Source organism: Actinosynnema mirum DSM 43827 (assembly GCF_000023245.1).
Classification (GTDB): Bacteria; Actinomycetota; Actinomycetes; order Mycobacteriales; family Pseudonocardiaceae; genus Actinosynnema; species Actinosynnema mirum.
The window spans coordinates 5,818,165-5,832,428 of the sequence record NC_013093.1; the positions used below are offsets into that span (position 1 = coordinate 5,818,165).

Sequence of the window (14,264 nt, forward strand, 5' to 3'; positions counted from 1 at the left end):
CCTCGGAAAACCCCCGCAGGAATACGGGCGCGCCGGTTCCGGCGGAACACCGGGGTGTTCCGCCGGAACCGGGGAACGGGCTCACTCGTCGTAGTCGAAGGCGCGCAACCGGGTCCGCACCTCGGGGCTGAACAGGGTTTGCGAGAGCAGGTCGCGGTGCTGCACGCCCTCGGCGGTGAGGCGGGCCCGGTCCGGCCCCACCTCGGCCAGCCCCAGCTCGGCGAAGGCCGCGTACCGGTCGGCGAAGCGCTCGACCGGGTCGGCGCCGAGCAGCTCGCGCGCCCAGTTCCGGTCCAGGTCCATCAGGTTCAGCGCGGCGGCCTTGCGCAGCCGCTCGTCGGGCGTCATGCGGTAGCCGTCCCGGACGGGGCTCTGCCCGGCGCGGACGCGGTCGAGGTAGTCGCGCAGCGCCGAGGACCGGGAGCGCACCGAGTAGCCGTTGCGCAGGTCGGCCTCCCACAGGTAGCTGCGGGCGCCCGCGCCGACGCCGAGCACGTTGCGCATCCCCCAGTGGTTGGCCTTCTGGACGTAGCCGCCCCGGTCGCGAACCCACCTGACGTGCGTCTCCTGCCGGTACCCCGCCTCGCGCAGCACCCGGTCGGCGACCCGGTAGCGGCGGTGCAGCAGGGCGCCGTCGACGCTGCGGTAGCCGCGCCTGCGGTAGCCGGTGAACGGGCGCAGGGTGAGCGGGTAGGCGCAGACCGTCGGCGGCAGCAGGGCCGTGACCTGCCGCAACGAGCTGAGCCAGCCCTCGTCGCTCTGGCCCGCGAGCCCGTAGATGAGGTCGACGCAGACGTTGGCGAACCCGGTGCCGAGCGCCGCGGCGAGCAGGTCGAGGCCCGAGGTGGTCGGGCGGTCGCGGCCGAGGTCGACCACCTCGGCCGAGACCATCGACTGGTAGCCGAGGTTGATCCGGTTGATCCCCGCCGCCCTGATGTCGCGCAGCGCCGCCGCGTCGACGGTGGCCGGGTCGACCTCCAGCGCGGTCTCCGGCGGCGGGGTGGCCGGGTCGGTCGCGAACAGCGCCAGCAGGCCGGTGACCAGGCGTTCGAGCAGCTGCGGGCGCAGCAGGGACGGGGTACCACCGCCGAGGTAGAGGGTGGTGACGTGCTTGCGGTCGGTGAGCGCGGCGAGCCGCTCGGCCTCGCTCAGCACGGCGGTGACGTAGTCGTCGTGCCGGTCGTCCCGCCCGGCGTCGGCCACGGCGTAGAGGTTGCAGAAGCGGCAGATCTGGCGGCAGAACGGGACGTGCGCGTACAGGTTGAGGTCGGGGAACCGCGCCAGCGAGCGGCTGACCAGACCGGGCACGTCGGCGTCCGGTCCCGGCGGGAGCGGGCGGTAGCTCTGCCTGGGCGGGTAGGAGTAGACGTAGTCGGCACGGGTGTCCGCCGCGATCAGGGCGGCCAGGTCCCGCGCCGGGGTGCTCGCGGCGGTCACGACAGGGGTGTCCACGACGACGCGCATGGGTGCCTCACCGGCTCCGGCTAGAGCGAGATGCCCCCTCGGGAGACCTCGCTGATGAAGTTCCTGCTGTTCGGGGAGAGCTGGTCGACCATGTCCGCCCACTCGGCGACGTGGTGGTAGGACAGCCGGTCGTGGATCGGCTCCAGCGGCTCGGGGCGACCGCTGGTGATGGCCGCCAGGAACCACGTGTAGACCATCCGGCAGTCGCCCTGGAAGAACTCGCGCTCGCCGAGCCTGCGCTCGATGTCGACCTCCACGCCGACCTCCTCGCGCAGTTCCCGGACGGCGGTCTGCTCGGGCTCCTCGCCAGGTTCGAGCTTTCCCCCCGGAATCTCCCACTGGGTCAGCTCGTCGGTTTTCCGGTGCAGCATCATGACCCGTCCGCGCGGGTCCCTGATGACGCACCCCGCCAAGCGCACTTCTCGCACGGACCAACTCCCGCCGATCGGACTGGACAACACGAAATCGGGTGCTAGCTTTACCGATGGGACCGATTTTCTCGGATAGAACACGCTCACTTCTTCGGGTGAAGCCAGTGTGGCGACAAGCGGAAAACCCGTCCCCGCACTTCTGCGGGCCCGGATCCGCGAACCGAATTCCCCCCGGCCCAGCGCGGCGCGCGGCCGGACGTGCCGAGGTGACCCCTGATGAAGATCATCATCTCCGGCCTGACGGCGGCCGGGAAGACCACGCTCTCCCACGCGCTGGCGCGGGCGTTCGACGTGCCGCGCTACTCGGCGTCGGCGGTGCTGCTCGACGTGCTCGGTCGCGGGGAGCGCGAGTGGTCCCCGGAGGTCGACCTCGCGCGGGGCGACCCGGAGCTGGAGCGGGCGGTGGACGCCGAGATGGCCGGGTTGCTCGGCCGCGCGCCCGCCGGGGTGTTCGACTCGTGGGGGCTGCCCTGGTACTCGGCGGAACCGGCGGTGCGGATCTGGCTGGAGTCGGACGAGGGCAGCAGGGCGCGCAAGTGCCGCGTGTCGTACCTGGAGCGCGGGAGCCCGCGCGGGCGGGCCGAGTGCGCCGGGCTGCTGCGGGACAAGGACGGGCTCAGCCGGGAGCTGTTCCTGGCGAACTGGGGGTTCGACCTGTTCACCGACCGGACGCCGTTCGACGTGCTGGTGGACTGCTCGGCGCTGATCCCGACGGCCACCAGGCGGGACGCCCGCGCGGGGGCGCGGGCGACGTTCCAGGCGGTGCTGGCGGCACTGGTCGAGCGCGGCGCGCGCCCCCGTGAGAGCGCGCCCACCGCGCGGGGGGCCAGGGGCGCGCGGGAGCCGGTGATCACCTGGCTGCGCTGAGCACCCCGTTGCACCGCAAGCGCTCCTCCCCCGCGCCGGAACCCCCCACCCCTAGTGGCATGATCAACTCAAGGCGGGATCTCCGACGTCCCGCCCCAGGTCCCGCCGGGTGCTCAGCGGCCCCGGCGGGGCCGTCGCGGGTGGTCCACCCAGCGGGAGCTGGGCCGTCCGGGGGACGGGCTGGTGGTAGGAAAGCCCTGTGACGAACACAGGGGGCGGGCTGGAGCTCGCGCAGGACGAGGTCGTGGCGCTCGCCAGCGAGCTGATCAGGATCGACACCACCAACACCGGCGACCCGGACACGCTGGTGCCCGAGCGGGCCGCGGCCGAGTGGGTCGCGGAGAAGCTGGCCGAGGTCGGGTACGAGACCACCTACGTCGAGTCCGGCAACACCGGCAAGGGGCGTGGCAACGTGATCGCGCGGTTGGCCGGGGCCGACCCGTCGCGGGGCGCGCTGCTGGTGCACGGGCACCTGGACGTGGTGCCCGCCGACGCGTCGGAGTGGTCGGTGCACCCGTTCTCCGGCGCGGTGCAGGACGGGTACGTGTGGGGGCGGGGCGCGGTCGACATGAAGGACATGGTCGCCATGTCCCTCGCGGTGGCCCGCCGGTTCAAGCGGGACGGGATCGTGCCGCCCAGGGACATCGTGTTCGCGTTCCTCGCCGACGAGGAGGCGGGCGGGCTGCAGGGCGCGCACTGGCTGATCGACCACCGGCCCGAGCTGTTCGAGGGCGTCACCGAGGCCATCAGCGAGGTCGGCGGGTTCTCGATCACGCTCAAGGACGACGTGCGCGCCTACCTCGTGGAGACCGCAGAGAAGGGCATCCGCTGGCTGAAGCTGCGCGTGCGCGGCACGGCGGGCCACGGGTCGATGATCCACCACGACAACGCGGTCGCGAAGCTGGCCGCCGCCGTGACCAGGCTGGGGCAGCACCGGTTCCCGCTGGTGATCTCGCCGTCGGTGCGGGAGTTCCTCGACGGGGTCACCGAGATCACCGGCATCGACTTCCCCGAGGACGACATCGAGGGCGCCGTCGGCAAGCTCGGCGCGCTGTCGCGGATGATCGGCGCGACGCTGCGCGACACGGCCAACCCGACGATGCTGACCGCGGGCTACAAGGCGAACGTGATCCCGTCCGTGGCCGAGGCCACCGTGGACTGCCGCATCCTGCCCGGCCGCGAGGAGGCGTTCGACGCGGAGCTGGCGGAGCTGCTCGGCCCGGACGTGGAGCGCGAGTGGATCGGCCTGCCGCCGGTGGAGACCACGTTCGACGGGGCGCTGGTGGACGCGATGGTCGGCTCGATCAGCGCGGAGGACCCCGGCGCGAAGGTGCTGCCGTACATGCTGTCGGGCGGCACGGACGCGAAGGCGTTCCAGCGCCTGGGCATCCGCAACTTCGGCTTCGCGCCGCTGAAGCTGCCCGCCGACCTGGACTTCTCCGGGCTGTTCCACGGGGTGGACGAGCGGGTGCCGGTGGACGCGCTGCGGTTCGGGGTGCGGGTGCTGGACAGGTTCCTGCTGAACTCGTGAGCCCGCTCGACGCGCCGCCCCCGCCGGGCGAGGGGGCGGCGTCAGTCGACCGGGATCTCGTTCCAGCGGGCGACGGCCAGGGGGTCGCGCGCCCGGCGGAACCACCCGTGTGACTCACCCGTTCGGGGTAAGGTCCGGGGCGTGGAGCTGCGCGTCACCGAGCACCGGGTCCAGCTCGGCCGGGCCGGGTTCCGCGTGTTGCGGCCCGCCGCGCCGCTGGCGCGCACGCTGGTCGTGGGGCGCGAGTGGTCCGTCGAGGTGCTGGTCGGGGGCGCCGACGCGGCTGCCGTGGCGGCGCTGTGGCTGCTCGCCGCGCGCTCCCCGCGCTCGCTCGTGCACCTGCCCGTGCGCGCCACCACCCCGCCGGTCGGCGGGCTGTGGCCGGGGGACCTCCCGCTCGACCTCGTGCTGTCGCACCGGGGGTTGCAGTTCTCGCCGTCGGACTGGAAGGACGTGCGCGCCGGGCTCGGGCGGGGGCGGCTGCGCACCGCCGAGCTGCCCGAGGCCGCCTCGCTCGCGCCGATCGACCACGACGCCCACGCGCACGTGCCCGACCGCGAGCGGCTGCACGAGCGGGTGCACGCGGACACGCTGTTCCTCACCGGGGACGCGCCGCTGTTCCGCGAGGTGGCGCGGCTGCACCTGGACGTCGCGGCCAACGGCGGCCACCACGGGACGCACGACCACCTCGGGGTCGAGCACTACTGCCGGGAGGTGCACCCGAGCTCGAACGTGCTGGGGCGCGGGGCTCGTCGGCTGCACCTGGTGCACACCGCGCGCTGGACCTCGACCGGTCGGCGCGGGGCGGAACCGCCTCGGGGGCGGGAAGTGTGAGGATGCCCACCGGGGAACGTCACCGGTGAGGGGGAGGTGGCGCGGAAGCGGCCTGACGTCACGTGATGTCCGGCGGAATCCACTGCGCCACCAACAGGTCCCGAGACCAGCGCTCGGGATCGGCGCCCTGGGTGGGGCGGGCGCCACGCGCGGGGGTCAGTCCTCGTCCGCGACGTACCCCAGTTCCTCCGACAGCGCCCGCGCCGCGCGCAGCACGGTCGCCGTCGCGCGGGTGCGGTCGAGCGGGTCGCGCATCCGCGCGCCCGCCGCCGCCAGCGTCACGCTCGCGCCGACGCTGCCGTCGATCGAGCGCACCGGCGCGGACACCGCCCACACGTTGCGGTCCAGCTCGTTGTCGCACACGTCGTAGCCCTGCGCGCGCACCACCGACAGGTGCTCCAGCACGCCCTCGGTGGTGCGCGGGGTGCCCGACGTGTACTCGGTGAGCGGGGCGTTCGCGAGCAGCGCCCGCGCCACCTCGTCCTCCTGGAACGCCAGGATGCTGCGCGCCGACGACGCGGCGTGCAGCGGCATCTCCTGGCCGATCCGGACGAACAGCCGCAGCGGGTGCCTGGCCTCCACGAGCGCCACGCACACCGGCACGTCGCCGATCAGCTCGCTCAGGAACACGGTCTCGCCGCTCTCCCGCGCCGCGACCTCCAGCGGCGCGGGCGGGCGGACGAGCCTGGCGCCGTTCGCCCTGGCCTGCTGGCCGAGCGCGCGGGCGGAGCGGCCCAGGAAGTAGCGGCGGTTGACCGGCGAGCGGGACACGTAGCCGGACTGCTCCAGGGTCGCCAGCAGCCGGTGCATACTGCCGACGGGGATGTCCAGCTGCTCGTGCAGCTCCTGCAGGCTGCGGCTGGTGCCCGCCGCGGACAGCGCGCCGAGCACGTCGAGCGCTCTTACTACCACTTGCATGGGACGGGTTGCCTCGGCCACCTGACCTCCGGGTGAGGGCGAGAAGTTGATCGCGTGATTCTCACGCCGAGTCGCCCAGCTCACACACCCGGGGTGTCCGTCAGGTCACGCGCCGCTGCCGCCGCCACCCGCAGCATCGCCAGCTGCGCGGGCTCGTAGTCCTCCAGCCAGCTGTCGCTCGCGCGGGACGCGTGGGCGACCAGGACGGCGCCGACGCGCAACCCCATCGCGGCCCCGACGGCCAGCACGGTCTCGCACTCCATGTCCATGGCGTCGACGCCCATGGCCTCGATTTCCGCCAAACGCCGGGCGGCGCGTTCCTCCATTCGGTCCAACGGCCTGCCCTCTCCGACGTAATAGCTGTCGCAGGAGAGCACGCGAATTCGGTGGGCGGGTCGCCGGAAATGCGCGGGCGCGGCGGCCAGCAGCGCCTCGGAGACCGTCGTCGTGGCGAGGGCGGGGATTTCCGGATCGGCGTAGTGCCTGGCCGCCCCGCCTTCCCGCTCGGCCTCGGTCACCACGCACAGGTCACCCGGCTCGATGTGCGCGCCGAGCGCCCCCATGCCGCCGGTGCGGATCACGGTGCGCACGCCGAGGCGGGCCAGCTCGACCACGGCGATCTCCGTGGACGGCCCGCCGATGCCGGTCGAGCAGACCGCGACGGGCACCCCGCCGCAGGTGCCGACACCCACCCTGAACTCGCGGTTCTGCCCGAGGACGCGGAAGTCGTCGAGCACCTGGGCGGCCCGGTCGACGCGCGCCGGGTCGCCGGGGAGCAGGCACACCTCGGGCAGGTCACCGGGTCCGCACGGCAGGTGCGGGGGCCGCCCGTCGAGCCAGGGGTCTGCTGCGCTGCGGGCCACCGGGCGCGCTCCTCACCGCCGGACGCGCCGGCACTCGTGGTGGAAATGGGGTTTCCAGATCGGGCAGTCTGTTGGTCTGCCGAACGACTGTCAACCTCCACTGCGAACGGTCACAGTGGATTTTTCGCGCCCGATAAAGCAGGCTGATCTGCGTCGACGCGAATCGCTACGCAGAGCGATCACCGAGGTGCTGTTCCGGTGAGCACCGACCCCGAGGTGGAAAGGCACTTCCACCGCATGGAACACTCCGGGCCGCACCCCGGAAACCGACCACGATTGCGGAGCCACGACGTGACCCCTCCCGCCCCGAGCGGCGCCCAGCCCGGCGTCCCGGCACCCGCCCCTCCCCGGCCGCTGCTGAGCATCCGAGGCGTCGACAAGCGCTACCGCACGGCCAAGGGCGCGACGGTGCAGGCGCTGGAGGGCATCGACCTGGACATCGCCGAGGGCGAGATCGTCGCGGTCATCGGGCCCTCGGGCTGCGGCAAGTCGACGCTGCTGCGCATGGTCGCCGGCCTGGACGACGACTACACCGGCGCCGTCGAGTGGCGGCGCCCGCCGCGCCCCGGCAAGGACATCGGCTTCGTGTTCCAGGAGCCCGCGCTGCTGCCGTGGCGCAGCGTGGCGGGCAACGTGGGCCTGGGCCTCGAGGGCCGCAAGGACCTGGAGGGCGCCGAGCAGCGGGTGGCCGAGCTGCTGGACCTGGTGGGGCTGGGCGACTTCGCCAAGTCCTACCCGAAGGAGCTGTCCGGCGGGATGCGCCAGCGCACCGCGATCGTGCGCGCGCTCGCCTACGACCCGCAGATCCTGCTGATGGACGAGCCGTTCGGCGCGCTGGACGCGATCACCCGCGACCGCCTGCACGACGACATCCTGCGGATCTGGGAGCGCACCAGGAAGACCATCGTCTTCGTCACGCACAGCGTGGAGGAGGCCGCCTACCTGGCCGACCGCGTCGTGGTGATGTCCGCGCGCCCCGGCCGCATCCGCGCGGTGCACCGGGTTCCGCTGCACCGCGACCGCACCCCCGCGACGCGCGAGCTGCCCGAGTTCGGCCGCTTCGCCGGGATGCTGCGCGGGGAGCTGGCATGAGCGTGCGCGACCTGGTCGACGAGACCGCGGCGCCGAAGGCGCGCGGCCGGTTCGACCTGCGCCGCGCGGGCACGGCGGTGCTGTACCTGGCGGTCGTCCTCGGCGTGTGGCACCTGTACGTCACGCTCGCCGACGTCCCGCAGTACCTGCTGCCCGCGCCCGGCGCCGTCGCCGAGTCGCTGGCCGGGCTGGCGAGCAGCGGCGAGCTGTGGCCGCACCTGGGCTACACCGTGCGCAACATCGTCATCGGCCTGGTGTCCGGCATCCTGATCGGCTGCGCGCTGGGCTGGGTGCTGGCGTCCTCGCCGCGCGCCCGGATGCTGCTGGCGCCGTACGTGGTGCTGTTCCAGGCCGCGCCGAAGATCGCCGTCGCCCCGCTGCTCGTGCTGTGGTTCGGCCTGGGCCTGGGCTCGCAGCTCACGCTCGTGGTGATGCTCGCGTTCTTCCCGATGATGATCGCGATGACCCTCGGCCTCGGCGAGGTCACCGACGACATGCGCGCGCTGGGCCGCGTCCTGGCCATGGACCGCAAGCGGTTCCTGCTGCGCGTGCAGCTGCCCGCCGCGCTGCCCGCCCTGTTCGCGGGCGCCCGGATCGCCGTGATTGACGCGATGACCGGCGCGTTCCTGGCCGAGTACCTGTCCGCGAAGCAGGGCCTCGGCTACCTGATGGTGATGGGCAAGAGCACCTACGACACCCCCCAGCTGCTCGCCGCCGTCCTGCTGACGGTCGTGGTCGGCCTGACCGGCTTCGGCCTGGTCGGGCTGGTCGAGCGGATCGCACTGCCGTGGCGCCGCTAGCCGGGTCCCCCGACCCCGGCCTGACGCCCTCCCCCTGCTAGAACCCCGCATCCCCGAAGGGAAAAGCATGTCCAGCTCCACCCTGTCCCGCCGCCGCTTCGGCGCCCTGACCGCCGTGGTGGCCACCGCCGCCGCGCTGGTCGCGTGCAGCCCCGCCGACGCGGGCTCGTCCTCGTCCTCGGGCGAGGGCGGCACCAAGAAGGTCACCATGCAGATCGACGGCTCGGCGGTGCCGTACTACGCCCCGCTGTACGCCGCGCAGAAGCAGGGCTTCTTCAAGAACCACGGCCTGGAGGTGGAGTTCACCTACGCCCAGGGCGCCGACATCGTGCAGAACGTCGCCGCGGGCAACGTGGACTTCGGCTTCCCCAACGGCGACTCGGTGATCACCGCGTACGCCAAGGGCATCAAGACCAACGTCGTGCACACCACGTACCAGCAGGGCATCGGCGCGCTGCTGTTCCGCGACGACTCCGGCATCAAGACCCCGGCGGACCTCAAGGGCCGCAAGGTCGGCGTGACCGACCTGGGCAGCGCGAACTACGCGCAGCTCCAGGCGATGCTGGCCAAGGAGAACGTGCCGCTGTCCGAGGTGCAGGTCGAGACCATCGGCACCGGCGCGATCGTGGACGCCATGAAGAACGGCCAGGTCGACGCGATCGTCTTCTCCCGGCTGCGCTACTACGCGCTGCTCCAGGCCGGGGTGGGCGTCGGCCAGGTGCTGAGCGACGAGTACCTGCCGTCGTTCGGCAACATCGTCATCGCGAACCCGGAGAAGGTGAACTCCGACGCCGAGACGGTGAAGTCGTTCAACGCGGCCCTGAACGAGGGCATCCAGTACGTGATCGACAACGTCGGCGAGGCCACCAGGATGGCCATCAAGGACTACGCGCCCACGTTCGAGGGCCAGGAGGCCCAGATCGAGCTGATCCTGGACGACGTGTTCGCGCTGACCCTGTGGCAGTCGGCCGACACCAAGGAGCACGGCTTCGGCTACGGCAACGTGGACCGCTGGAACGAGTCCATCAAGGCCCAGGTCGGCTTCAAGCTGATCGACAAGGAGTTCGACGCCGACGAGATGGTGAAGAACGTCCGATGAGCTCCCCGACCGCACCGGCGCGCGGCACCGCGCTGCTCGCCGGCCTGGTGTCGCTGGCCGTGGGCATCGCTGCGTGGTGGACCGCCGCGTCGCTGCCGGTCGTGCCGGACTACGTGCTGCCCAGCCCCGGCGAGCTGGTGTCCAGGGCCGTGACCCTGTTCCGGAGCGGCGGGCTGGGCGTGCACCTCGCGCAGACCCTCGCGGAGGTCCTGCAGGGCGTGCTGATCGGCACGGTGGCCGGTGTGCTGCTCGCGGTGCTGTTCGTGCGGCTGAGGTGGCTGGAGAAGCTGCTGATGCCGGTGATCGTCGTGGTCCAGGTGACCCCGAAGATCTCGATCGCGCCGCTGATCGTGCTGTGGCTCGGGCTGGGCATCGGCTCGAAGATCACGCTGATCGCGCTGGTGACGTTCTACCCGATCCTGGTGAACGTCGTGGCCAAGCTGCGCGGGATGCCGACCGCTTTCGACGACCTGTCGGTCGTGCTCGGCATGTCCGGCGCGCGCAAGGCCAGGGTGCTCCAGCTGCCGTTCGCGCTGCCCGCGCTGCTGGCGGGGCTGCGGGTCGGCGTGCTCCAGGCGGTGACGGCGGCGGTGATCGGCGAGTTCATCGGCGCGCAGGCCGGCCTGGGGTACCTGGAGAAGCAGGCTCAGGACAACGACGACATCCAGGTCGTCTTCATCACCCTGATCCTGCTGTGCCTGATCGGCTGGGTGCTGTACGCGGTCGTGGACCTCGTGGAGCGCCAGGTGAAGGCCCGGTTCGACATCGGGTGAGCCGGAGGTGGCCGCGCCCCCGCGTCAGAGGGGGGCGCGGCCACCCGCGGCGCGCACCTCAGAGCGCACCTCGGGGCGCCCCTTCGGGCGGCGCCCCGGTTTTCGCTTTTCCGGGCCGGGAGCCCGGTGCTGATCTCGGAGACCTCGGCCACCCGGCCGTTGCGCTGAACGGCTCAGCGGGGTTCGCTCGAACGGACCCGCCGTGATCGGCGGTCGTCGGCCCGACGCGCGCAGCTCGGCGCGGGCGGGCGGGCGGACGCGGGCGGGTCGGCGCAGGTGGGTCGGCGCAGCCCGACGCACGCAGGAAGACCAGGCACAGGGAGCCGCAGGGATGACCGAGAACGAGAACGCCGCCTACATCGCCGTGCGGGCGGCGGTGGCCGAGCTGGGCATCGCGCCGGACAGCTACGGGCCGACGCTGAACACGGCGGCCTCGCCGTCGGCGGTGCGCGTGGTGGCGGCGGCGCTGGCCGCCCGCCTCGCGGGGGCCGGGGTGGACCGGGTGGTGGTGTGGAACAGCAGCGACGAGGCGGTGCTGGCGCACGCGGTGGCCGTGGAGCTGGGGGTCGGGGTGAGCCGGATAGACGCCGTGGAGGGCGCCGTCGCGGTGAACCCGCCGCTGGCCGCCGGGTCGTCCGCCGCGCTGATCGCGACCTCGTGGCAGTCGCGCGGGCTGGCGACGGCGCGGTCCATCGTGGCCAGGCAGGGCGGGGTCGCCGCGGTGGCGGCGGTGTCGCACTCCCCCGCGCTGGACGAGGACCTCGGGGTGCCGGTGGTGCACCTGCTGCCCGAGTCGCGGTGATCTCCCCCGCCCGCGCGGCGCGCGACGAGCCGGAGGGCGTTCCCACCGCTGGTGGGAGCGCTCTCGTGGCGCGCGCGGCGCGGGCGGGGTCCGCGCGCTCCGGCGGGAGCTCCCCGGCCCGGCGCACGGGCCGCCTCCTCCCTCGTCGCCCGGTCCGCCGGGTGACGCCCCGCGCGGCGCACGGGCCTGCCGCGCCGCGCGGGTCGGGCGGGCGCCTCGGCGTCCGGGGGCAGGCGTCGGGGGCGCGCGTGGTGTGCGGTCGAGGTCGCTCGCACGGCGCCCGTTCCGGACCGGTGTCGTCGCGCGCCGTCGACCAGGTCCTCGTGGTGGGGAGGGTGTCGGCGTGATCGAACTGCACGGGATCCGGGTGCTCGGTGGCGAGCCGTCCGCGCTGGCGGTGCACGAGGGGGTGCTGGTCGAGCCGTTCTGCGCGCCCAGGATCGACCTCGGCGGGCTGATCGCGGTGCCCGCGCTGGTGGACCTGCGGGCGCACCTGCGCGCGGCGGGCAGCGCGGACGTGGTCGCCGCCGCGCACGGCGGGTACTCGGACGTCGTCGCGATGCCCAACCGCACGCCCGTGACCGACAGCGTCGCGCGGGTGCGGGCGCTCGGGCGCGGGGGTCAGGCGTGCCGGGTGCACCCGGCGGGGGCGCTCACGGTCGGGCTCGCCGGGCAGCGGCTCGCGCCGATCGCGGAGATGGCCAAGGCCGGGGTGCGGGTGTTCTCCGACGACGCGAACTGCCTGGACGACGCCGGGCTGCTGCGGCGGGCGATGGTGGCGGCCAGGGCGGCGGGCGCGGTCGTGGCGCAGCACGCGCAGTCCGAGGCGCTGGCGGGCGGGGGGCAGGTCAACGCCGGCGAGGCCGCGAAGCAGACCAAGCTGCCGCCGTGGCCGGGGGTCGGCGAGGAGGCGGTGATCGCGCGGGACGTGCTGCTGGCCGCCGAGACCGGGGCGGCGCTGCACGTGAGCCACGTGTCGACCGCGCGGTCGGTGGAGATCGTGCGGTGGGCCAAGTCGCAGGGCTGGTCGGTGACCGCCGAGGTCACGCCGCACCACCTGCTGCTCGACGACCGGGCGGTGCGCGGCGGGGACACCCGGTTCAAGGTGAACCCGCCGCTGCGGTCGGCGTCCGACGTGGAGGCGCTGCGGGAGGGGCTGCGGGACGGCACGATCGACGCGGTGTCGACCGACCACGCGCCGCACCCGGCGAGCGCGAAGGCGCGGGACTGGTGCGCGGCGCCGTTCGGGGCGGTCGGGCTGGAGACGGCGCTGGCCGTGGTCGCCGACGTGCTGGACGGGGACTGGGAGCTGATCGCGCGGGTGATGTCCCACGCGCCCGCGCGGATCGCCGGGCTGGCGAACGCGGGTCGGCCGCTGGAGCTGGGCGAGCCCGCGACGTTCGCGCTGGTCGACCCGGACGGGGAGTGGGAGGTGCGGCCGGAGGAGCTGCGGGGCGGGGTGGGGAACACGCCGTTCGCGGGGCTGGCGTTCCGGCACCGGGTGGTGGCGACCGTGGTGGACGGCCGGGTGACCGCCGACCCGCGGGGGCTGCTCGGCGGGTTGGCGGAGCCCGAGGAGGAGGTCGGGGACGCCCCGGCCTGGGACCTGCGGGCGGCTCGGGAGCTGCGGAGCTCGTGGGAGGAGCCGTCGGGCTCGGTCGAGCGGCGGACGCCACCCGCGGCGTAGGCCGGACGCGGGTGGCGTCGTCCCGGATGGGCTCCGGTCGGCTCCGGGGCGGTTCCGGGGCGGCTCCGGTCAGCCCAGGAGCAGTTCCAGCGCGTCGACGCCCGCGCCGCCCGCGCAGGTCGGGGAGCCCGCGACGAAGAACGCCCGACCGTCGGCCACGGCCGCGCCGAAGCCGTGCCTGCCGTGCGGGAGCGGGGTGGTCGTGGTCCAGCGGTCGGCGCGCGGGTCGTAGACGGCGACGTCGTCGAACGTCGAACCCCCTTGCGCGCACTCGCCCCCGGCGTGCGCGATCAGTCCGTTCAGGACGGTCGTGGCGCCCGCCGAGCGCGGTGCGGGAAGGGGCGCCGCGGTGGTCCACTCGCCGGTGCGCGGGTCGTAGACGTCGTGCCGGTCCAGGTTCTGGTCCACGTCCTCCACCCGGCCGCCGATCACGTGCACGCGGCCGTCGAGCGCGACGACGCCCGCGTGGTCGCGCGGTGGACCGGGCAGGGGCGGGGCCTCGGACCAGGTCCGGTTCTCCGGGTCGTGGACGAAGTGGTGGTTGACCGTGCCGAGGCCGAGCTCGATCGGCGCTCCCGGCAGGGGGACGACGCGGCGGGAGTCCCGGCCGCCGATCACGTGCAGCTTCCCGCCGACGCCCGCGACGCCGACCGAGCCCAGCGCGACGGGCAGCTCCGGCAGCCCGGTCCACTCGTCGCGCTCGGGGTCGTAGGAGTAGGCGGCCCTGCGCGGGTTGAGGTGCACGATGCCGGTGAAGCCGCCGAAGGCGTAGAGCTTGCCGCCCAGACCGGCCAGGCCGACGTGGGTGAGCGGCTCGGGCAGCGGGGCGCGCTCGGTCCAGCGGTCGGCGCGCGGGTCGTACGCGGTCACCAGGGTGGTCGCCCACCGCGGTTCGCCGTCGACCAGGGCGGTGCCGCCGACGACGTGCACCAGGCCGCCCGCCTCGGCGACGCCGACCTCGGAGCGGGCCTGCGGCAGGTCGGCGACGGGCCGCCAGGACGTGGTGGTCGTTGCGCTCTCGTTCATGCCTCCCAGCCTCGCGGCGGTCGGGTCGGCGCGTCCAAGTCCCGTTCCGACCGGCCGGTGCCGCGCGGGTATCGTCG

The 14,264-nt window shown here is 73.9% G+C and carries 14 protein-coding genes; 9 read left to right on the top strand and 5 right to left on the bottom strand.

Features of this window, described 5'->3' with window-relative positions; all coding sequences use genetic code 11:
• Positions 1-81: 81 nt before the first annotated feature.
• Together AMIR_RS24235 and AMIR_RS24240 are read right to left on the bottom strand one after the other, a co-directional pair.
• Positions 82-1,464, bottom strand: coding sequence for a coproporphyrinogen-III oxidase family protein (locus AMIR_RS24235; RefSeq protein WP_015803592.1), 1,383 nt, complete (start codon positions 1,462-1,464; stop codon positions 82-84).
• 20 nt (positions 1,465-1,484) lie between these two features.
• Entirely contained in the window at positions 1,485-1,925 is a 441-nt protein-coding gene (locus tag AMIR_RS24240; protein ID WP_342626562.1) for an NUDIX hydrolase, read from the bottom strand.
• A gap of 186 nt (positions 1,926-2,111) precedes the next feature.
• Between AMIR_RS24240 and AMIR_RS24245 the strand changes: the two genes are divergently transcribed.
• The 3 genes from AMIR_RS24245 to AMIR_RS40570 all read left to right on the top strand — a co-directional run bounded on the left by AMIR_RS24245 (position 2,112) and on the right by AMIR_RS40570 (position 5,127).
• Positions 2,112-2,762, top strand: coding sequence for a cytidylate kinase family protein (locus AMIR_RS24245; RefSeq protein WP_015803594.1), 651 nt, complete (start codon positions 2,112-2,114; stop codon positions 2,760-2,762).
• A 199-nt stretch (positions 2,763-2,961) separates the two neighbouring features.
• A complete protein-coding gene (locus tag AMIR_RS24250) occupies positions 2,962-4,293 on the top strand; it encodes a M20/M25/M40 family metallo-hydrolase (protein ID WP_015803595.1) in 1,332 nt (443 codons plus the stop codon).
• Positions 4,294-4,434: 141 nt separating this feature from the next.
• Positions 4,435-5,127, top strand: a complete 693-nt coding sequence (locus AMIR_RS40570) for a hypothetical protein (protein ID WP_015803596.1) — start codon at positions 4,435-4,437, stop codon at positions 5,125-5,127.
• A gap of 156 nt (positions 5,128-5,283) precedes the next feature.
• On the opposite strand, the gene AMIR_RS24260 is transcribed toward AMIR_RS40570, so the two are convergent.
• Positions 5,284-6,066: an IclR family transcriptional regulator gene (locus AMIR_RS24260; RefSeq protein ID WP_015803597.1), complete on the bottom strand. Its 783-nt coding sequence runs from the start codon at positions 6,064-6,066 to the stop codon at positions 5,284-5,286.
• 59 nt (positions 6,067-6,125) lie between these two features.
• Complete coding sequence (locus AMIR_RS24265) at positions 6,126-6,908, bottom strand: nucleoside phosphorylase (protein WP_015803598.1); 783 nt, start codon at positions 6,906-6,908, stop codon at positions 6,126-6,128.
• Between the two features lie 291 nt (positions 6,909-7,199).
• Between AMIR_RS24265 and AMIR_RS24270 the strand changes: the two genes are divergently transcribed.
• From AMIR_RS24270 to AMIR_RS24295, 6 genes are all read left to right on the top strand, one after another.
• Positions 7,200-8,000 (top strand): ABC transporter ATP-binding protein, encoded by an 801-nt coding sequence (locus AMIR_RS24270; RefSeq protein WP_245554541.1) that lies wholly within the window; start codon positions 7,200-7,202, stop codon positions 7,998-8,000.
• Positions 7,997-8,800 carry an ABC transporter permease gene (locus AMIR_RS24275; protein ID WP_015803600.1) on the top strand — a complete coding sequence of 268 codons (804 nt, stop codon included), beginning with the start codon at positions 7,997-7,999 and terminating at the stop codon, positions 8,798-8,800. Before AMIR_RS24270 ends, AMIR_RS24275 begins: the two co-directional genes overlap by 4 nt.
• A 67-nt stretch (positions 8,801-8,867) precedes the next feature.
• Positions 8,868-9,899 (top strand): ABC transporter substrate-binding protein, encoded by a 1,032-nt coding sequence (locus AMIR_RS24280; RefSeq protein ID WP_015803601.1) that lies wholly within the window; start codon positions 8,868-8,870, stop codon positions 9,897-9,899.
• Entirely contained in the window at positions 9,896-10,672 is a 777-nt protein-coding gene (locus AMIR_RS24285) for an ABC transporter permease (RefSeq protein ID WP_015803602.1), read from the top strand. The genes AMIR_RS24280 and AMIR_RS24285 overlap by 4 nt, the downstream gene beginning before the upstream one ends.
• Positions 10,673-11,003: 331 nt before the next feature.
• Positions 11,004-11,474: a hypothetical protein gene (locus tag AMIR_RS24290; protein WP_015803603.1), complete on the top strand. Its 471-nt coding sequence runs from the start codon at positions 11,004-11,006 to the stop codon at positions 11,472-11,474.
• A 343-nt stretch (positions 11,475-11,817) separates the two neighbouring features.
• A complete protein-coding gene (locus tag AMIR_RS24295; protein WP_015803604.1) occupies positions 11,818-13,161 on the top strand; it encodes a dihydroorotase in 1,344 nt (447 codons plus the stop codon).
• A 69-nt stretch (positions 13,162-13,230) separates the two neighbouring features.
• Here AMIR_RS24295 and AMIR_RS24300 read toward each other — a convergent pair whose 3' ends face one another.
• Entirely contained in the window at positions 13,231-14,187 is a 957-nt protein-coding gene (locus tag AMIR_RS24300; RefSeq protein WP_015803605.1) for a Kelch repeat-containing protein, read from the bottom strand.
• Between the last annotated feature and the right edge of the window lie 77 nt (positions 14,188-14,264).